11 protein-coding genes are annotated in these 21,064 nt (G+C 52.5%); 5 read left to right on the forward strand and 6 right to left on the reverse strand.

Translation table 11 applies throughout. The features are described from left to right. Positions 1-130: 130 nt before the first annotated feature. Positions 131-817 carry a response regulator transcription factor gene (locus LOC67_RS23180; RefSeq protein ID WP_230265220.1) on the forward strand — a complete coding sequence of 229 codons (687 nt, stop codon included), beginning with the start codon at positions 131-133 and terminating at the stop codon, positions 815-817. A gap of 355 nt (positions 818-1,172) precedes the next feature. On the opposite strand, the gene LOC67_RS23185 is transcribed toward LOC67_RS23180, so the two are convergent. From LOC67_RS23185 to LOC67_RS23195, 3 genes are all read right to left on the reverse strand, one after another. Continuing rightward, entirely contained in the window at positions 1,173-3,458 is a 2,286-nt protein-coding gene (locus LOC67_RS23185; protein ID WP_230265221.1) for a DEAD/DEAH box helicase, read from the reverse strand. 406 nt (positions 3,459-3,864) lie between these two features. Next, a complete protein-coding gene (locus LOC67_RS23190) occupies positions 3,865-5,853 on the reverse strand; it encodes a DUF5060 domain-containing protein (RefSeq protein WP_230265222.1) in 1,989 nt (662 codons plus the stop codon). 182 nt (positions 5,854-6,035) lie between these two features. Further along, complete coding sequence (locus LOC67_RS23195; protein ID WP_230265223.1) at positions 6,036-7,409, reverse strand: sulfatase-like hydrolase/transferase; 1,374 nt, start codon at positions 7,407-7,409, stop codon at positions 6,036-6,038. Between the two features lie 291 nt (positions 7,410-7,700). Here LOC67_RS23195 and LOC67_RS27450 point away from each other — a divergent pair, with 291 nt between their 5' ends. Continuing rightward, positions 7,701-7,826 carry a hypothetical protein gene (locus LOC67_RS27450; protein ID WP_261367087.1) on the forward strand — a complete coding sequence of 42 codons (126 nt, stop codon included), beginning with the start codon at positions 7,701-7,703 and terminating at the stop codon, positions 7,824-7,826. Positions 7,827-7,956: 130 nt separating this feature from the next. Here the strand turns inward: LOC67_RS27450 and LOC67_RS23200 are convergent, their stop codons facing one another. Together LOC67_RS23200 and LOC67_RS23205 are read right to left on the reverse strand one after the other, a co-directional pair. Next, positions 7,957-12,345 (reverse strand): hypothetical protein, encoded by a 4,389-nt coding sequence (locus tag LOC67_RS23200; protein ID WP_230265224.1) that lies wholly within the window; start codon positions 12,343-12,345, stop codon positions 7,957-7,959. Positions 12,346-12,508: 163 nt separating this feature from the next. Beyond that, complete coding sequence (locus tag LOC67_RS23205; protein WP_230265225.1) at positions 12,509-14,710, reverse strand: C1 family peptidase; 2,202 nt, start codon at positions 14,708-14,710, stop codon at positions 12,509-12,511. 413 nt (positions 14,711-15,123) lie between these two features. On the opposite strand from LOC67_RS23205, the gene LOC67_RS23210 reads away from it, so the two are divergent. The 3 genes from LOC67_RS23210 (at position 15,124) to LOC67_RS23220 (ending at position 18,591) form a co-directional block, all read left to right on the forward strand. Further along, a complete protein-coding gene (locus tag LOC67_RS23210; RefSeq protein ID WP_230265226.1) occupies positions 15,124-15,606 on the forward strand; it encodes a hypothetical protein in 483 nt (160 codons plus the stop codon). 185 nt (positions 15,607-15,791) lie between these two features. Beyond that, entirely contained in the window at positions 15,792-17,348 is a 1,557-nt protein-coding gene (locus LOC67_RS23215; RefSeq protein ID WP_230265227.1) for a sulfatase, read from the forward strand. A gap of 199 nt (positions 17,349-17,547) precedes the next feature. Beyond that, positions 17,548-18,591: a methyltransferase gene (locus tag LOC67_RS23220; RefSeq protein ID WP_230265228.1), complete on the forward strand. Its 1,044-nt coding sequence runs from the start codon at positions 17,548-17,550 to the stop codon at positions 18,589-18,591. A gap of 62 nt (positions 18,592-18,653) precedes the next feature. Here the strand turns inward: LOC67_RS23220 and LOC67_RS23225 are convergent, their stop codons facing one another. Further along, entirely contained in the window at positions 18,654-21,035 is a 2,382-nt protein-coding gene (locus LOC67_RS23225; protein WP_230265229.1) for a hypothetical protein, read from the reverse strand. Positions 21,036-21,064 lie beyond the last annotated feature (29 nt).

Genomic DNA, 21,064 nt, shown 5'->3' on the forward strand with positions numbered 1-21,064 from the left:
GGATTGTTTCACCATGTCGAAATCGAAACCGAACACCTCGGCGCTCGCTTTTCTGCTAGGCTTGAGGCTTCGGGTTACAAATCTGGAAGTCGAAAGATCGACTGATTGAAACACCGGCAAGCATCGACGCATGTCCAATAACAAGATTCTGATCGTCGAAGATTACGGCCCCTTGGCCGAGACTCTCGAATACCAGCTCAAGCGAACCGGCTACGAGGTTTATCGTGCTGGCGATGGTAAGGAAGGGGTTGATCAAGCCAAGCTTTATTTGCCCGATCTGATTGTCCTCGATATCGACCTGCCAATTCTCAATGGTGTCGAAGTCTGCAAACAGCTCCGTGCCGATCCCAAAACTCGCGAAACGCTAATCCTGATGCTTAGTGCGATGGGTGAGGAATCCGACCAGGTGGTTGGCTTCGCGGTCGGAGCGGACGATTACGTTGTGAAGCCTGTCGAGAGCTACAAAGTTCTGATCCAAAGAATCAAAGCGTTACTTCGCAGACGAGAACCGGTTCTTGAAGATCACGATTCGGTCTCACATCAGAATGTAACGGTCGACCGACGTCGGTTCGTCGTCACGATTGACGAGTCACCACTAAAGCTGACCAAGAGCGAGTTTCGCTTGCTGGACACGCTAATCCGTCAACCTGGCCGAGCCTTCGGACGCAGCGAGTTGGTCGACGCAGCTCTCGGCGAAGACACCGTCGTACTGGACCGAACGATCGATGTCCACGTACGTGCGTTACGAAAGAAAATGGGTGGAGCCGCCGACCTGATCGAAACCGTCCGCGGTGTCGGCTATCGCTTCAAAGAATAACGCCCCCCACAGTACCCATCACGTTCCGCCGTGATGCATGCCCCACTGTACCCATCACGTTCCACCGTGATGCAGGTCCCACTGTACCCATCACGTTCCACAGTGATGAAGCTTCCACAGTACCCATCACGCTCCGCCGTGATGCATGCCCCACACGTCGAAGGCTCTGCGACGGCAGGTCTGCTTGAAACCGCAAGATCTGCAAAGGCCGACGTTTGGGTTTCCCGTTTTTATTTGCTGACATCACGACGGAGCGTGATGGCTACTATTGCAGCCATCACATCCAAGCCTGACGTCTACCGGTGCTGCCATCACGTCCGAGCGTGATGGCCATAGTGAATCATCAACCGAAGCATTAATCGCGGTCGAACTTCTTCTTGAACTTCGACTTCTTGCCGAAAGGTTTCCCACCGGGCTTTCCGCCTAGTTTGCCACCGGAATTACCGTAAGGCTTTCCGCCTGAGCGTCCCGGTTTACCACCGGGGCGTCCGGACGACGATTCAGATCGCGGACCGTCGTAGGATCCTTGGCCGAAGTTCTTACCCGACTTCTTCTTAAAGCCGCCACGCTTTGGCTTACCTTTGCGACCGCCTTCGAAATCACGTGGACGACGCTCGGTGAAGGGGCGGATCCGCAGCTGCTTTCCAGAAACCCAAGTATTCTGCAAGTACTCGATGACGTCATCTGGCAAACCGGATGGCAAATCGACTGTCGAAAACGTTTCATTGATCGCGATCGGGCCAATGTCTGACCCGGGGATGCCAACTTCGTTTGCGATCGCACCAACGATATTGCCGGGACGAACGCCATCGGTGTGACCGACGCCGATCCAGTAGCGATCCATTCCGCTTTCGGCACGATCGCTAATGCGTGGTTTGCGACGACGTGGCCCGTCATCACCGTCAAAGCTTCGCTCACGACGTTCGCGAGGCTCTTTCACTGCGGCAAGATCCTTCGCCACCAGCGGTTGCCCACGACGGCTAAGCACAGCCAGAGCTGCGGCCGCGTCTTCGAGCGTCGTTCCATTTTCTTGGACGTAATCAGCAAGAATCGTTTTGAACAAGCCGAGGTCTTGGTGCGAACGCGCTTCGTCGATCTCGCGTTTGAATTGCTCGATTCGAACGTCGGTCAGTTCTTCCTTCGTTGGCGGATTGAACAACTCGATTCGTTGCTTGGTTACCTTCTCGATCAAACGCAATTTGTTGCGTTGTCGTGGAGTCAAGAAGATGTACGCGACACCTTTTCGCCCAGCCCGACCGGTTCGCCCGATTCGGTGGACGTAGGATTCGGAATCGTGAGGAAGGTCGTAGTTAAAGACGTGGCTGATTCGCTGGACATCGAGCCCGCGTGCTGCCACATCGGTTGCGACCAAGATATCCAACCGACCGGCTTTCAATTGATCGACGGTCTTTTGTCGACGAGCTTGTGGCAGGTCACCGTTAAGCGCCGCGGCTCGAAGCCCGAGCGTTAACAAGTGATCGGCAACAGCAACGGTGGAATCTTTCGTCTTGGTGAAGACAAGAACTCCGTCGGTGTCTTCCATTTCGATCAAGCGGCAAAGCAACTCTCGCTTGCTGCGTTCCTGGATGATGACACAGCGTTGTTCGATCGTATCTGCGGTCAATGTCTTTTTACGGACGGTGATGACGGCAGGATCATCTAGATACTGGTCGGCGACACGTCGAATTGGCGCCGGCATCGTTGCGGAAAACAACGCGATTTGCCGTTCCTGATTCGTCTGCTGCAGAATCCATTCGACATCGTCGATGAACCCGAGGTTCAACATTTCATCGGCTTCGTCCAAAACGACCGACGAGAGGCCATCAAGTTTAAGCGTCCCACGTTTGATGTGGTCGATGACGCGTCCGGGCGTTCCGACGACAACGTGAACACCACGTTTGAGTGCCTTGAGCTGTGGATCGTAGTCCGCACCACCGTAAAGCGCGACGATCTGCAGCTTGGGGATATTGGCGCCATAGGTTTCAAACGATTTGGCCACCTGTGTTGCCAATTCGCGTGTCGGGGCGAGCACCAAAATTTGAGGCAGCTTTGGCCGTCCGCTGATTTTCGACAACAACGGCAACGCGAACGCGGCCGTTTTGCCGGTACCCGTTTGCGACTGGGCTAGAACGTCCCGTCCAGCCAAGATGTACGGAATGATTCGTTGTTGGACTTCAGTCGGGGTGGTGTAGCCCGAGCAGTCAACGGCCAATTGAACTTCATTGCTGAGCTCGAAATCACGAAACCGCGGTTCGTCCGACGCAGCTTTCTCTTTTTTCGATTTTGCACTGACAGCTTCGCCAGTCTCTTCGTTGCGATCCGATTGTGAATCGCTGTTTTCATTGGAAACAGCAACTTCTTCTGCTGCTTCGGGCTCGTTTTGTCCGGCTTCGCTTTGACTCGTTTCGCCGGCAGCACTTTCAGCTTCGACCACAGCACTTTCAGCTTCGACCACAGCACTTTCAGCTTCGACCACAGACGCTGCCGCCTCAGTTTCCTGTTCGGCTGTCAACTGACTTTCGTTCGCCGATTCCGTTTCATTTGTGGGTGATTCTTGTTGATCGCCGCCGTCTTGAACCTCGCTTTGTGGGTTCAGATCAGCGCGCGCAGCTTCATCCATCATATCCAATTCGTTCGACATTCTATCTCTTGCAAACCTTCGTTCTTAAATCGATCGAGTGGTGCAACTCGGCACGCTGACGGACGACACACACATTCGCGTCACGCTTTAAAAACTCGATCGTGGTACGCAGTCGATGAACTCGGGTCTAGAGATGCACTTCGATGGTGCAACAAAAAGATTGCAAACTCGCATGGTTTGCATCGATTCGGCGGGATAGAAACTTCCTCCGCCAGACTTAAGCTCAGGCAACTCGCGATGCTGGGCCAAGTCTATCTACACCCGCGCTTTCTAGAAAGGCATAAAACGTGCCACGCAGCCAATTGTGACGCCATGGCGGTTGCAGGCACCATTAACTGACCGTCAACGGACAGTTAGCGACAATGGAGGCGAAAAAACACTCCCCCCTCCAAATCTCGCGTCCCCGCTACTGTTTACGTAAAACCAACAACCAATCCTCCGCCGGATCACCCGCTGGGCTTTTGATCAACACCCGACCTCCTGCGACAACCGAGCGCTGCCCGCCTTGGATCAATGGACCTCCGGTTCTTGGGTTGAACCAGCTAACGAGGAAGGCTCCGCTTGCGTCTGATAGATCCACCGCGACGTCACTGCCATCGGGAAGATAGACGAGGTAGATTTCGTCAGTCTTGCAAAAGCAATAGCAACGGTTGCCGTGCTCAGGATTGCCAACGAGGTCATCACGGTTTTGCATTTCCCAAAAGGGAATCGTCTCGTCGGCAAAGAATCCGAGCGCGATCCTGCAGTAGTCCCAGCTCCGATCGCGGCTTCGCCAGTCTTCACAGATGATATCGTTCTCGTCGAACTGATAGCCGAAGTAATACTCGTTTCCGGCACCTCCCCCCATCAAATGCCCCCATAAAGTCAGCTTGCGAACTTCATGCTCGGTGTATGCCATCTCGCCTTTTCGGTCATGCCCATCAAAACCGTTGTAGCCTAAGTCGGGACACTGACCGTGGGCGGCACTTCCGGATTCGTCGAATGCGACCACCCATGGCTTGCCTGCGTCCGTGGATTCGCGAACCCAATGAACGGTTTGTTGATGTGTCGTTTCCAGGCTACTGTTCTGCAGTGACACACCTGTCAACTTTGACTTATCGCCCAACAAGGGGCGGTAGACTTTCTCCTGTTGCTCCGGATAGGTATGGATAACGATCGGATGGTCGTAGGCATCTAGGCTTGCGATGTAATCGATCATCGCTTGCTGTTGCTGTGTTGACTGAGTGTTCTCCTCACCCAAGTTCCAATTCAAGGCCAACTCGTGACCGAAACGCGCAATGATTTCGCGACAATACAACCGGCGTTGCGGTCCTAGGTCACCACCGTCAAGGGACTCTGCTACCGTGTTGCTTCCCTTGCCGCCCCGACGATGATCATCGTTTTCCGTTTCTTGAAGTTTGAAGTGAAGATACATCCCAAGCTTCGTCGCATGGTCGAACACGATTCCCCATTGATCTAACTTGCTGCAGTCATAGTGCATCTTGTCGTCGCGATGGATGAACGGCCAAACGTTGTCACCATCACCGCCAGCGTTGTAGGTTAGAAATGAGAATGCGTTGCATCCCTTACCAGCCAAGTAGTTGATCGCACCGATCAATCCCTTGCCCTTACCGTCCTTCCAGGTTGGGTCGCCGTCCTGCCAGTCGCGAATGTGCGGCTGCCAGGTCTTCAGCGGTGCTTTCTTCGCATTCCCGGCAATCGTATTGTCAAAGTCCGCGTACGCCAACAATGTCTCAGGAGCATCCGCGCCGGCCTTCAAAAAGTACCGACCGCTTTCTTGATGTCGCAGGTACCGCTTTCCAACATACTGCAATCGTCCATGGGCACGAAAATCGCGACCGGTTTTATCCGACGGCTTGATGTCGACCGTGCCGCTGACGCTATCGAAAGGTGCCACCGGATCACGAACCGAATCAGGATCGATCGCAATCATCGATCCGCGTTCAAATGAAACCGTCCACTTCCAAGGTCCAGAACGATCGGCTGCGAAATGAGCTTTCCAAGTGGTACCCGACTGAGCCGACGATTGCCCCGCATGACCATCCGCAGCGAAGTACCCCGGAACACAAAACGACGTTCCATCATCATGGGTAAACGTTACCTGCATTCGATAATCGGTGAATGGGTTGGGCGAGTTGTCTTGCTCGTGCGCATATGGACCGTCCAGCACCAATGTCAGCTTGTGCCAACATTTGGGCTCACCTTCAAGCGTCGTCGTCCCATTGCCGTCTGCATGGCGAGGCAACTGAAGTGGTTCGCTGCTGACAGGTTTCGTGGGGCTGGTTAGTTGGCTTAGCTCGTCCGCGAAGGCCTGCTGCGCCAACGCGATACAAGTCAACACACTCAAACCGATCAAGGCGAGCGCCCCGGCAGACCGTTGATTGGAGAACCACATGACAATCTCATTGAATAGACTTCGGCAGAAGTGAACGGTCAGATTGTAAAGGTTCGCAATAGGCTCGGTGCGTCAGAATGTTTCTGGAAAACAACCAGTTCGAAAACAGTGGCGAACACTCGGCAAATTTGCCCGCGCAGACAACACCGGTTTAGGAAAGCAATAGTTCAGAAACCAATATTTTATGGTCTGCCGCGGCGGTCACGACGCGTTGTACTTTCCCAATGGTCGTATGCCGATTTCAAACGTTCGAAGTCCAATGGTCGTTCAACTCGCAAGTCACGCTTTTCAGCAATGTCTTGCGACAAGTCAAACAGGAATTCAGATGACTTATTGGGAGCTGCCTCACTGACATATTTCAAGCTTCCCTCGCGGACCGCTTTCCAGACCTTTTCGCCACGCTGTTTACGCCAGAACAGTTGACGCCCTGGAAACTTTCTGTCACTGGAAACCTGTCCAACGATATCGATTCCTTCGAACGACTTCCCGTCGTTGCGTTTGACTCCTGACAGTTCCGCAATCGAACGCGTAAAATCAAATGTCAAACACGGAATGTCGCTTTCTGTATTCGGTTCGATTCGACCGGGCCAACGAATGATCCCCGGAACCCGGATTCCTCCTTCGAACGTTGATCCCTTGTGTCCTGACAGTGGTGCGTTGCGGGCGCTTTTGGTTCCGCCGTTGTCACTCGCGAAGATGACTATGGTGTCATTGGCAAAACCATGGCGATCGAGTGTCTCTAGGATATCCCCTATCCTGCGATCCATATGCTCGATCATCGCGATGTACGTTTCCGGTGGCGCGTTTCCTTGATTCCAAAGCGGCGAGTCCAAAGGCAAAGGGTTCGCTTGATCGTCATCTGGCCCCTGGAATGGCGAGTGTGGACAGGTATAGGGCAGGTACAGAAAGAACGGTGTCTGGGTGGACTGATCATTGAGGAATTCGATCGCTTCGTCGGTTGCCAGATCTGTGAAGTATCCCTGTGACGCGATCGGCTGCCCTTGGCGAAACAGGTTGTATCCGGCAACGGTGTCCAAGTAGTGGAAATAGTCCATGCCGCCACCGATACAATAAAACGTGCGATCGAAACCATGATGATGCGGTGCGAACTTAGTCTCGTATCCCAAATGCCACTTGCCTGTAATCGCGGTACGATAGCCAGACTTCTGCAGCAATTGGCCGATGGTCAATTCGTCAGCGGGGAGTCCCAAATCATTCGTTTCTCGCAGTCGAACGGCATCGTCGTATCTCCCGACATTCCCAGTGCCGATCGCGCATTCCAAGCCACCGATCCATTGCTGGTATCGCCCAGTTAAGAAAGCCGCTCTCGTTGGCGTGCACTCCGCACCGTTCGCATAATGGTTTGTCAGCCTAACTCCTTGAGAGGCCAATCGATCGAGATTGGGAGTCTTGATATCAGTCCGGCCAAAGCATCCCAGATCGCCGTAGCCCAGATCATCGGCCAGGATGAATACAAAATTCGGTCGACCTTCCGAATCGCCATTCGCCGCGAACGAAACCGAAGCTTGCGTTAAAAGTCCGACAACAGCGCACAAGGCGATAGCGGCGAAACGCTTTGGCGAATGAGATCTGCAACTCTGTCTGTCTAGTGACTGCGACATGCAAACAAATAAAATCACGTGGATCCCCCATCCATTTAATTGCAATAATAGTCTGTCAGCTTTGCGTTCGGGGTTCCCGGAAGTGGGTTCCACCGCAAACCAGGCGATTTTTCTGGGCACGAGAGCCAGCTGTTTGCGAACGACCAACAGTGAGGTGATCCTCAGAAACTAGCAAGCGCACTTCGCGAGCTTGCTGCAATTGTCGAGATTTCCAGTGCTTTGATTATGAGTGACGCGATGGTCTGTCCGGCGAAGATCAGCGCCGTGAATACCAACGACCGCTTGGCGATTAATGACGACCAAGCGACGCTGCCCGAGGAGCCCGAAGCGTTCTTAATGAAGGCATTTTGAGAATGACCGTGGCGACGCAACAGTGCAAATGATCCAAAGCAATGATTAACGTCATAGCCGCGAAATCTTGCGATTTAGTGATTGTAGCACAGTCCCCGCGGGCTTACCTGATGGATAGCACGCTTTTGTTTTAGTTGTCGTCGTCTATTTTCTCGTCTTCAACATTTTGTTTGACTCCGGTTTTCTTTCCCCTCGATCGATTGTTTTTTTGCGGCGGCTTCTCGGCCTGACCGCTGTGAAAGCTTGATTGAAGTTCGGATTCATTTAGGAACCCCAGACACCAGGACCTTGCGAGAGCGCATCGGACGCGGCGTAGGTCAATTTTCTTGAGTCCGACATCCAATTGATGCCGCATCTCGGCGGAAACCAGATCCAACGCATCAGCACCAATCGGCAGTGATTTATCGATGTCCGCTGCAAAACCAAGGACACCTTCATCCGCAACCAGTTGTTCTTGCAGATCAAGTAGGAAGTCATCGAGGCGATCGGCACCATGGACCTCAGCGACTCCACGAGCCACTCGTCCCCAGGCCGACGTCACACATTGCGCAAAGGAAACGGTAGAGACATGTTCGCTGCCAAGAAAAATTGATCGCTCCATTTCGATCAATTCGGCGATGATTTGATCGATATCTCTCAGTACGTCGTGAATGTTTCCGTACCGTGCACCTTGGATCTCTGTATCACGGTTTTGCCGCTGCCCATAGATCGTTGACGCAATCCGTTCGCAAAGATCGATTAGCTTTTCACGCCCTCCGACTTGAAATGCGGCGTGAGGACGGCCACGGTGAATCTCTTGACTGGCAACCGCAATACAAGTCAAGTGTGCCCCCAGTAACGCGAGCATTTCACGGGTATTTGTCTTCTTGTTGGATTCGCAGATGATTGCGTCCCAAAGAATTCCGCACCAGCCGTGTCGATTGACTCCCAGAGCGTTGATGTCATTAATCACCGCAGTTCGGTAAGCACTGCGGACATCGGCATTTCCTTCGTAACGACGCAACCAAAAATCGGCACAGTTTGCCCCTCGCGACCGATGGTGCAACCGCTCGGTCTCTCGTTGAAAAGTCGGAAACGCATACGTGCGACTCGGCCAGATCGCTTCGCTATAGATATCGTCTTTCAAATACGATTTCTCTTCGTAGCATGCGAGCCGATAGGCGGTCAAAAGTCGTTCACGCATGACTTCAAAAAGTGGCTGCTCGATGGTCGATGAAACGCGTTCAGTTTGCCGCGAATCGATCACGCTTCCCGGTTGGCGAAGGCAATAGTCAAATGCTTCGGTGGGACTCGTCCCGACTTTCACATCCTCTGTCGAATCCGGTGATGACGACTGAGAAGCTGCAATACCGTCCGACCAAGGGTTCAGTTCATTGCATAAGCGAGTCGCGATGTGATAACCAAGCGTCCGATACGCGGCGACTTGCTTGTCGTTGTAGAACTGATTGACCGTCGGTTCGTCAGGAAAAGAAGGAAACAAATTGCGAATGTGCTTGATTTCGATCGGATCCGACTCCGTGATCGACATCTGGCAATAAACCAACAGGCCTTCTCTTTTGTCGGTCTTCGACTCCTTTTCAGTTTGATTGGATGGATAACGGACTCGCATGCAGATGAATGGCTGGTGAACCAACCGATCTTCGTTAATCTCCAAGCGACCAAAATCGATCGGAGCTTCGTGATCAAGATCCAAAAAACGAACGCCGTGATCGCGAGAAGCTTGTTCACACATTCTCGCTAAGGTCCCAAGCGAATCGCCGCCAATGTTGGCGCCGGCATCGCTAACGACAATCAGATCACATCGCCGACGAAGCAATTCGCTGACCCCCAAGTAGTCCTGATAGCCTCCGTCGGCAACATAGAAACTGCGTCGGCTGTTAAACCCGGTCTGCTGGTCCGAGTTTTCGGCAAAGGTCAATGAACGAATTAATTCGGGAGATCCAATTCGCTGCACCCAACAGTAGCAAAATAGGAATGCGGCAGCCGCGACCGGTATCGACGACCAATAGAATTCAAGCAACCAAATCGACAGACCGATCGTCAGTAACCCTGCTATTCCGGAAACGAGCACTGGTTGTTGAGACCTGATCTTGCGGGCGATCCCGGTGCGGTCGGTTCGGCGAACCCTTTGACCAATCCCGGTATTGAAGAAGTCAAGGATGATGCTTAGCCAACGATTCTCGCTCATTAGCGGCGTCACCGCGGCGCCCGATAGCGTGACGGCATCGCCTAGAGTAATGGCGGGAGAGTCAGGTGAACGTGAAAAACTGACTTGTTGACTTGGAATCGGGACCTCTCCGTCTTCAAACGAACCCGAGAAATGAGGTGTAAAGAGGAAAGGTCGCGTTGATACTCGATAGCTGCCGTTTCGCAACGATGGTGCCAGCGATGCGGCTAAGATCAATGGGTATGGCAAGCCATCTTGGTACGACTTGATGTCGCTTAATTCCATATCACCGACGGATCGTTTTCGATTCCACGTGGGGACCAAAAAGTTCGATGACAGCTGACGCCGATAAAATTGAAAAACTGTTCCGATGCGATGGGGTCCCAGTCCACCGACCAAGCCAAATAGGAATAGCAAACTCCAGAAGACAAGCCACCGCTTTCGCGTGATCTGATCAAAGTACGGAACGACCAACGTACTGGCGATGTCGTACTTCTGGATCATCGTCGGATAAATGGATTCCAGCAGCAACCGATTTACTTTGGCCAGATCGGCCTGGGAAGCTTCTGAAGCCTGAGATGCAATTGAACTTTCATTCGACTTTGGGTCTGCGGTGGGGAGAAGCACCGTTCGGCAAACCGTAATCATCAATTCCTTTTGGCCCCTCGAAAGCAAAGCCTCATCTGAGTCCAGGAGAGTCGATAGCTGAGCTGGTAGGGCGCCGGGGAAATTCGCATCGAGTTTAGGGAACGTCGAAAACGATTGCCCCGAAGGAGTCAATTGGTAGATCAAGAAGGTAGTTAGACGTTGATCACCAAGATGTTTATTGATCGCCGCCAAGTCATTGAGTTGCCTACCACGCAGAACTTTGTATCGGTTTCGTTCTTGGTCAATGGGTAAGAACGGTCCGGCAAATCCTGCCGACTCGTTGTCAAACAGGACACACGTGACATACGCGTACGCGGCGCCAGCGACACGACGGGGCAGCGACCAAACTTTCGTGATCTCTTCATCACTTTGGGCGGTCGGCGGTGGAGGCCGCGAAAAATCTTTGCTGCGAACGGAATCTCTGCCAAACATTCCGAGTCTGGAAATCGCAAGCGATTTTTGCCAGGTTGAACTCGGTGTCAAAATCGGATTTGAATTTACATCCTCGAGTGATTCTGGCTGACTACTGGAAATCCCCATCACAGACTCGTATGAACCAACCACTTTCCAGAGACGCGGCCAGTCTTGGACATCCCCAGCGACCAGATACGGGTCACGATGTCTGGTGTAACCGCTGATATCTTCTCGGCCCATCCAGTGGATGATGGAAAAGAGCAAAAACATTACCAAGACGGTCGTGACAGCGTGCTGGACATGTCGCTGCCAGGACTTGGCTTCTCCCCGTTCTGATCGAAACAAGCGATCGCGCCCCAGAAAGACGATGATTTGTATTCCGGCTGCCGCGATTGCAAAGTACTGCGCGTACTTATTGAGATAAATCATCTCCGTCCCGCCGCGCACATTCGACTTGCCGTTGCCCAGATAGATTGCGATCGAACTGAGAATTGCAAACAGGAGCAGCAAGAAAGCCCCCGCCCGAAACCAATTGTGGATGCGGCGCACATTCTCATCTTCGAAACCAACGATTAATCGATGCAGTGATATCCCCGCTTCGAAAATGACCATCAGCACAAACAGGATGAAGAAAGGCAGAAACGCGACGAGCAATTCATCGCCATATTGATACAGTCCCAGCGATCCTCCGTAGATCTCGCGAAATTGAACGTTGTCAAACGTTCTCCAGAAAAGAGCAGCGAGTGCGGCGATCACTCCCGCAGCCCCCAAATAAAATGCCAGGCTAAAAAAGAATGACCACAGGTACGCGGGGATAAAAACCAATGGGCGACTTAGATAGCCACCTATCCCAGCCAAACGTGATTGGTCAAACCTGCCAGTTTCCGGATCACGACCGAACGCGTTTCGTTTTGGATCATCATGAAATGAGTGTTCCGATGATGATTCGGAATTTGATCGATCGTGTTCGTCAGAAGACTTGGGGCGAAACTGCGAACTGAGGTGACCAGCGATATAACCGCCGCCAGAAACACTGCACAGATAGTCGCAATAACGTAGGAAACCACGATGCGACAATCCCTGTAGAAAGCCATCGTTGTAAAGCGCCGAACGGATTCCACCACCAGACAGAGCCAAACCAACGAGATGCTTTGGACGCTTTTCGCCCGGCGCAGGTTGATCCGACTGATGTGCACGCTTCCGGCGCTCAAGAATGCATTCCCACTCTTTGATTCGCCACTGTTCAATTCGCTCTTCGCCGTGTTGCCCCTTTCTTTTCGACTGGCTCACAATCAATGCCCCTAAGATGCTACTGATTCCAAGGTACCACAGAGGGGTTCCAGTCTAGCACGAAAGCCCCCCGACTGGTTCAATCGAAAGACAAAAACCGTGTTTTTAAGCGGCTGAAACTACTGACTGGGCAACGTCTGCTAGTGGGGGGATTCTTTCCATCTTAAAAGACCAAACGTTTGACCGGAGGATCAGCTTTGGACCCGCGGAGATGACGAATAACCGAATTCATCAATTCAACTTGGTTGTCAAATGATCCATGCGTTTGCTGAATTTGATTCTGGCCGTCGGAAACAAAACGGTCTGTTGCGACTTGGACGTTCTTTTTGGGGATCTCGGGGGCAAAGCTTTCTTGCCATCGCTGAACGTCAGGATTGATCCGTTCACCAGCACGTCGGGATTGTGGAATATGCCAAAAGTCCGTTGGATAATCGGGATGATCGGTTTGATGCAGCCATTGCAATCCCAGCAAGGGTTCTTTGTGATTGACTTCTAATGCGCGACTGACAAGGTAAAGCAGTGACTTGCCATAGGGGCCGACGCGATCATCGCGTTCGAGCGTGTCGGAAAGGACATGAATATAAAACTCTTTAGGGGAAAGGACCTGTTTTTCGATCGCCCGTCCGTAGGTTGCGTTTGCAAATTCGACGCTGCATGCTGGCGCAAACAATCGACACGAAGCGATATTGATTGGCTTTCGCTCGAAGCGTTTTAGCCAGTGTCCGATCGGAAGTGAGCCAGCGGAATGACCGATCAGATGGACCTGCATGTCTTCGACTTGATTGCGAAGTTTTTCCAGACTGGCAAGCAACAGTGTCAATCCTTTGCCTCGTCCGATCGCCGCCTCCGCGTTTTGTTTCATCTGCGTCCAAACCGGTTTGACCAGCAAATGTTGGCAAGCAACTTCGACAGCTCGATCAGTTGCATCACTGACCTGTTCGGCGATCGCATCCACCCAACCGATCGATTGGGCTCTTGACGGAGGCTGAAAAAATCGATGCAAGCTATCGTCCAGGATTCCTCGGATCGAGTCGAGGAAACTTGTTCGCCAGGTAACGAACAGCGGATAGATTCCATTGGAAAGAAAATAGGGCGCCATCGCTTCGACGCGGCGAAGCGAGTCGGCTTCACTGTTGAGCCCGCCGTGAAAATAGATCATCAGCTGCAACTTGCCAGCGGTTAGTCCCCGATGGTTATTCAGCCATCGCAAGGGCAAATGATAAGCCAATTCATCCACCGAATCGGCGACGTCATCAAAACCAACTCGGCGGCGGACAACGCGACCATCGTTTTCCAGCACAACGGTCAATCCATATGCTTCTTCACGACTGAGAGGTACGTCCGTTCCATGGACGTGTGTTGATTCATCGTGATCCCACAGCCAACCGGGACGCCGTGTCGCGGCGAAGGCGAGCGAATCGACGCGAAAGCTGTGCAGCGAATTCGCGCCGGTGCTTGAAACGAAGGCCTCCGTTTCACCGCTTTCGGCGTCACCATCAATGGACACCGTCGGGACTGCCGTGGGCGCGCCCATGACGGCAACCCAAGCATCTAACGCATTGTCCGCCCAATCGTCGTATGGCAGCAGCGCAAATCCATGGTAACCCCACTCGGTTCCCCAGGAGTTTTGCACGATGAAACCGCGTGGTTCGTAGCCGATAATCGCGAAGGCATGTGCACCGATCGAAGGGGTGGATCCGGTTCTGGAAATGATCGGTATGTCAACGTCGCTGCTGTCAACTTGCCAACCTTGATGGACCATGGCAGAAGCGTACACGGCGCCCACTTCGTAGATCGCAGCTTGCAAGTCATTTATCGAGAGACGGTCGATTCGGTAGTAGGCTCCTAGCGGACGTGTCGCAGCATCGATCTGCCACCGGTCGCGTTCTTCCCCGAGAGGAGCTTGCTTTTCAGGCCATAATTCTTGCAAACAAACACCGTGCTTGTGATAGCCTTTGACCGCGCAACGGCAACTGCTGCCCTCATAGTCTTCACCTTCCCATTCGTCATAGATTCGGGCGAGATGATAAAGCTGAAAGGGACTCACTAAAGGTGCGTTCGCTTTCTCAAGGTCAATCGCCAACAAACCACGATCACTTCGCGGTAGATGCAGCACCAAGTCTCGCCACAGCACAAAGTTAATGACCGACGCCAAGCCGAATCCTGTGCATGCACCCTCTTGCCCCTGATCCAAAACCATTCGCCGGAAAAACGGCAAAGCTAATTCAGTGTCTCGTTTGGTAGGCCATCGAGGCGGCAGCGAAACGAGTCGCGGTTGAAATGGACGGTCCCGATGGTCGACACGGTCGGGACGCGCATCCAAAACAAAAGGACGATCACCAATGTGAATTTCATTGCGAGGCATGCAGACAGACTACCGGGGGGCACTGAGACCGTCCGGTCATAACTAAATTTATGGCCCAGTGGTCTACGAAAATCTGTCTTCTAGGTTTTGCGTTTCATAGCAGTTGAATTCTTCGCAACTTCCTTGGCACCAACGTTAAGACTTGAATCTGCGCCCGAGCTTCTACAATGCGATCGTGTCGGCTGGCTGTTATATGATCAACGATCACATTGAAATCCTTACAGCGAACTGAGCCACACCGTTTTGATGCAGCGTCAACGCATAGGCTGTACCGTTGCTTCACAGGTGAAATTCAAGCTGAGCTTTGACACCACGGCTAAGACCACCTCATCGGTGAATCCACGAACACCTGTCGCGTCAGTTAAGTTGAGATTCCCCCATCAGCAAACGTAGCTAAAGATTGGGGAACGGAAGTGGACGAGGAACCGTTGGCATTCTTCATCACCTTCACCATCTACGGCACCTTTCTTCAGGGCGATAATCGATGGTGGCGTTCTCGGCAAAAAGGATCCCAACCACCACAACCGTTACTGGAGTCCTGGCACCGCGACAGGCTCAAGCACGATATCGTGCTGCTGAATGAAACACAGCAACAAATTGTCGAGTCCGAGATTAATCGGCTATACGACTTTCGTGATTGGATACTACGGAAAGCCAACGCTCGTACCAATCACGTCCACGTCGTTGTGTCGGATTCTGGATGCAGCGGTGGCAAGGTCCGTGATCAAATCAAAGGCAATTGCACTCGCGTACTGCGTGAATCGTCATCGGTATTTGTAGGGCGCCCAGTATGGTCCGTCGGAGGCGATTGGAAATGCATCAATTCGGAAGACGACCTGGAGCAAGCCATTCTGTACGCGGGTGAAGTCCAAGATCGGAAAGGAATCGACGCCTAACGCACGATTCCCCCATCAGCCGAACGGCGTTAGCCACGGTTGCCGGACCGGCAGTCATTGTGCACAAAACCGGGGCTAACGCCCATCGGCTAGTGGGTGGCCAATGCAACATTGATGGATGCCGTGACGGTAGACTGGTGGGCCGTAGTATTTCTGCTTCAACCCGCTTTCAATTCGATTCAATCATGCGGCGAAACCTGGCATCTCTGATCGGCGCGGTTGTCGCCATCACCGGCAGCATTTTTTTTCAGCCGAGCGTCTTAGCGGATAAGACCCAGCCGAATGTGATGGTTTTCTTGGTCGACGACATGGGCATGATGGATACGTCCGTGCCGATGCAAACCGATGCCGATGGCAATCCAAAACGCTATCCATTGAACGACTTCTACCGTACACCATCGATGGAACGGCTCGCCAAAACAGGGATTCGGTTCAGCCAATTCTATGCGATGAGCGTTTGTTCGCCGACACGCGTCAGCATCATGACCGGTCAGAATGCGGCTCGTCACAGGACGACGAATTGGATTAATCCTCGTACGAACAACGGCGGCGAGTTTGGTGCACCGCAGTGGAATTGGGCCGGCCTAAAATCTGGTGACGTTACATTGCCAGCGATCTTGGGTGAGAAGGGATACACGACCATCCACGTTGGCAAAGGTCACTTTGCTCCCGAAGAACATGAGGGCGCCGACCCAAGTCATCTCGGTTTTGACATCAACGTAGGAGGTGACGCGTTTGGAGCTCCTGGCAGCTATTACGGCGAGAAAAACTATGGGGCAGGTACCAAACGCTCACATCACGCAGTACCCCATCTGGACGAATATCACGGGACGGAAACGTTTTTAACCGAAGCGTTAACGATCGAAGCAAAGAAGCGAGTGTCGGAGACGGTTGCTAAAGACAAACCGTTCTACCTGTACTTTGCACATTACGCGGTGCACGCACCATTCGACTCCGATCCACGATTTGCGCAAAACTATCGTGATTCCGGCAAGCCCGCGAACGCCCAAGCCTTTGCGACTTTGATCGAAGGGATGGACAAGTCACTCGGTGACATGTTGGACCATCTAGAACAGTTGGGAGTCGCCGAGAATACGTTGGTGCTGTTCCTAGGTGACAACGGCAGTGATGCTCCGCTCGGGCATCAGCACGAAGTCGCTTGTGCTGCACCTCTGCGAGGAAAGAAAGGGGCACACTACGAAGGCGGCATGCGTGTCCCGTTTATTGCTTCTTGGGCGAAGCCAAACAGTGCAAACGAACTTCAAAAATCTTTTGTCGTTCCCAGCGACGCGATACAGACTCAGGTCGCTAACGTGACAGATTTGTTTCCAACGATCGTATCGTTAACCGATGCAAGCGTTCCCAGTGGCCATGCGGTGGACGGACACAATTTGGCAAAGCTGATAAGCGGACAAAAAGATTCATCGCGAAAAGAACAGTTCTTGATGCACTATCCGCATGGTGTCCATCGCAGCAATTACTTCACCGTTTGGCGTGATGGAGACTGGAAGGCGATTTATCATGCATTGCCAAGTAAGTTTGCGAAGGAAAAACGAATCCAAAGTGACAGCCACTTCCAGCTATTCAATCTCGCCGATGACCCGTTCGAGCAACAGGATCTCGCCGAATCGCATCCAGAGATTCTCCAACGCATGATCACTGAAATGGCAAAGCAGCTTGAACAGCATGATGCTGTCTATCCGATTGACGAGAACGGTGAGCCGATCAAGCCGCGCCTCTAGACTCTCTCTTTATCGTTGCCGGACGGCCGTGGTAGGCTGCTCGGACAAAAGCTGAAGCGAACTACATAGCACGTTCGCTATAGTTTTCTCGGCCGTCGAATAAAGCAAAAGCGATGTCGGCAGCCGAGTACGCGTGGTTGCCAGACACCAAGCACATCGCATGTTTTTTCAATCCAAGTAGATCATCTAACAGACTTCTATGGCATCGTTTGAGCTTTCTTCGACACCGGCAACGGACCCTGCATTACTTCTCCGGTATCGCGATCGGCAATACGCTGCCGACATGATGGCCGTTGCCATATTGAAGCTGAATCTATTCACTTGGATCCATGAACAGGAACAAGTCAGTCGCGATTTAATTGCCGAGCATTTTAAACTAGCCAGTCGAGCGCTGGATGTTCTGATCACTCTCTGTCGTGCAGGTGGGTGGATTACCAGTGGCGACAATGATCTGTTGCGATTGACCGAGCAGGCGAAGGAGTTCTTGGTTGATTCATCAGAATACTTCCTCGGACCCTATTACCAACCGATTGCAGATTCACCGATCGCGACTGGCTGCTTGCAAGTCTTGAAAGAAGACCGACCAGCGAATTGGCAAGCCAAAGACGATTCGAACGATTGGCATGAATCAATGATGGATGAAGAGTTTGCCAAGGGATTTACGGCACTGATGAATTGCCGCGGAGTCGCGATGGGGCAGTCACTTGCCGCTGCGGTGGAGCCTTGGATTGGAAATGTAAAATCGATTTTGGACGTGGGCGGTGGATCGGGGATATATTCAGCTACGCTTCTCGCCAAACATCCGCATTTGGTAGCGACTGTTTTCGAGCAACAACCGGTTGACCGAATCACCCAATCGGAAATTGAACTTCATGGTTTGCAAAGTCGAATCGAAGTCCAAACTGGCAATATGTTTTCCGATCCGTGGCCGAAAACGGATTGTGTGCTGCTCTCGAACGTCTTGCACGACTGGGATTTCCCAGCCATTCGTCAGATCATCCAAAAATGTTCCGAATCGGTTTCGGTCGGAGGAAAGGTCATCGTTCACGAAGCATTTTTGAACGATGACAAAGACGGACCGCTTCCGGTTGCGGAGTACTCGGTGCTGTTGGTTAACATCACGCAGGGGCGTTGCTACAGCCCGGCAGAGTACGGCGAGATCTTTGAGGAGTTTGGTTTTAAATGTGACGCGTACCAAGACACCATCGCGGATCGAGGGTTTTTCGTTGCGATAAAGCAATGAAAAGACTGAAGCACGTAGAGTTCAGGTTGTCACTAGCGCAGGGGCAGGCGATTTCCGCTTGGTCAGCGGTAGCGTTCAAATGCCTCTTTAAGCTTTGGGTCGCTAGGCGGATGCAGCAACAGAATGAATGAGGCTCGCTTCTTTGCCTCGTCATTTTCGCCGGCTTGGTTGAGCCAGGTGATCGCATCCAGTTTTGCTAAGTACCAATCTTTGCTACGCAGTTTTCTGGACGCGGCCCGATGCTCCGCCAGTTCGGCAGCCGCTTGTTTTGCGGCTGATGACCGAGATGAAGACAAGATCATCATGGCCAGATCGCTAGTCGCATCAGCTGTATTCGGCCGCAACGCGAACGTTTTCAGCTCCGCAATGGATTGCTCCGAAGTGTCAGCCCAAAACTTCGCCTTGGCCACTAGCCAGGCATCATCACCTGGCCAACGCAGCAATTGTCTTGCGATTGGCTGAGAAAACGCAGAGCCGGTAAGAATGTCTCGCTCCAGACGCCATTGTGATTGTCGGAGACTGGCTTCTGATGCTGAGTTGAATTCCAAGCTGCCGATACCGGCGGTTCGCAGTTTGTAAACCGATGTGATGAATCTCAGCTGATCGGGATCCGCCGAAGGGAGCTGGATAGGAAAATCCGAGGCTTTGTCAACAAGCAAAGTCACCAAGGGAAATAGGTGCTCGGTAGCTTCCTCACCCTCCGCTGAAACTTCCAGCAATGTCGCGGCGAAAGATTCGAGCTCGGTCTTCGTTGTCTGAGGATCAAGTCTTTTCAAGTACTCGAACCATGTTGACCGAACCAGTTCGGCGGATGCGTTCAAGGGATTCTGCGTGAGCCACTGCAACGAGAACTGCGCCGCATCTTTATATCGTTCGCTCTGTTGAAATATTTTGTTGAGCCAGCCGCAAAGCGATTCCGTTTTTTCATGACGCGGCCAAGTCTGGATGGCTTCCAGCAAAGTTGTTTCTAGGGCGTGCATGCGTTTCGCAGCCGACACTGTCGCAGAATTTTGAGAAAGCAGAATTGACGACTGGATTGCCAATTCGATCGAACCATCCGTCTGTGAATTGTCGATCGCTATTTCACGCAAGGTTTCTGCGGCGGCTAGTAGGTCGCTGTTTTTAAGAGCAGCTGCGGCGCTTTTCGTTGCGTATTGCAGTGCAGGTTTGCCATCGGCAATCGTCGCCGCCTCACGTAGAAGCGTTGCAGCACGAGCGAAATCCCGTCGGCGCAACCAGTCCTCACCCTGCGCAGCGACTATTGCAGGGGACATCGCTTGCGGTTTCGGCGAGTTTGAACCGGAGTCACGTTTCAGCGTTTTGACGATGATCGCTTCTGCACGACGCCGGGCAAATGCTCCTCCTCGATTTTCAATCTGTATTAGCCAGTTGGCCGCATCTCGGCCGGTATCGTCGCGTCGCAATAGCACGTCAAGTTTTGCGAAGTCCATCTCGATCGATCGAGCCGGGGCTTCTTGTTGAAAATAGGAATCTGAAAGCCGCGTCGCGCTTGAAACATTGTTTTTGGAAAGAGCGATCCTGATAGCCAAAGCACACAATGTGGGCGACTGCATGATGTTGTGGTTCGATAGAAGTAGCTTCAATTCACGTTCCGCTTCGCTTACGTCTCCGCTACGAAGCAATGCCTCGATGTATAGCTCTAAAGCATGTCCTTTGATTGGTGCATCGTCAGGAAGCTTGTTGAGTGCGTCTTTTGCTGTTTTGACCGCCGTTGCCGCCGCTTCCAGATAGTCCGTGCTTTTCACGGGGAAAAGTTCACACTGAAGTAGAGCGACTGAGACCTGTCGAATTGCCAATTCACGAGATAGTCGCTCCCACTGGTCACTGTGAATGGCTTTCCCCGACGTGGCTGCATTGGCAAGCGTCCATGATTGGTTGGCAACGCGTTCCAGATCTGCTGCGTCGCGTTGTAAGCGACTGATGGAGGAAAGCAGAATCTCGGTCTGTTGTTCTTCCAGAGGTGAGATTGACGCAACGATCAGGGCGGTGCGAAGCAATGTCGAAGTGGCGGCAATCCGGTCGGACTTTAGGAACGGCGCGGCTTCAAAGTCGGGAAACGATGACAGAAAGTCGTCAACCGGTTTGGAGATCTCTTCAACACGTCTTGTAAACCGGTCGGTCAAGTCAGCTGTTCTGCCATCGAATAGCTGCGATGCCTGCTGTTCGGCAAGGGTTTGCGTCAGCTTTCCTACCCATCGTGCGTGTTCTAGCGTCGCGGGCGGTGCACTCGAAATTTGCTTTTGGCAAACCCATATTGCACTTTCGATGTCTCCAGATCGGGTCAGTGTGGCGACGAGGTCATCGCGCATACTTGTCGTTTTTCGATCTTCGCCGGTAGCGGCCAGAGGCAGCAGAACGATAGAGAGCGTTGTGGGCAACGCTAGACGCCGAATGCCCTGGCAAAATCGATGAATGAGAAGCATCTTGATCCTAAATGCCTATCTAGAAACGT

The organism is Stieleria sp. JC731 (genome assembly GCF_020966635.1).
Taxonomy (GTDB): Bacteria; Planctomycetota; Planctomycetia; order Pirellulales; family Pirellulaceae; genus Stieleria.

Excerpts from the sequence above, each read along its gene's own strand:
- LOC67_RS23185 (WP_230265221.1), bottom strand. The coding sequence starts at position 3,458 with ATGTCGAACGAATTGGATATGATGGATGAAGCTGCGCGCGCTGATCTG.
- LOC67_RS23205 (WP_230265225.1), bottom strand. The coding sequence starts at position 14,710 with ATGCCTCGCAATGAAATTCACATTGGTGATCGTCCTTTTGTTTTGGAT.
- LOC67_RS27450 (WP_261367087.1), top strand. The coding sequence starts at position 7,701 with ATGAGTGACGCGATGGTCTGTCCGGCGAAGATCAGCGCCGTGAATACC.
- LOC67_RS23225 (WP_230265229.1), bottom strand. The coding sequence starts at position 21,035 with ATGCTTCTCATTCATCGATTTTGCCAGGGCATTCGGCGTCTAGCGTTG.
- LOC67_RS23220 (WP_230265228.1), top strand. The coding sequence starts at position 17,548 with ATGGCATCGTTTGAGCTTTCTTCGACACCGGCAACGGACCCTGCATTA.
- LOC67_RS23190 (WP_230265222.1), bottom strand. The coding sequence starts at position 5,853 with ATGTGGTTCTCCAATCAACGGTCTGCCGGGGCGCTCGCCTTGATCGGT.
- LOC67_RS23215 (WP_230265227.1), top strand. The coding sequence starts at position 15,792 with ATGCGGCGAAACCTGGCATCTCTGATCGGCGCGGTTGTCGCCATCACC.
- LOC67_RS23180 (WP_230265220.1), top strand. The coding sequence starts at position 131 with ATGTCCAATAACAAGATTCTGATCGTCGAAGATTACGGCCCCTTGGCC.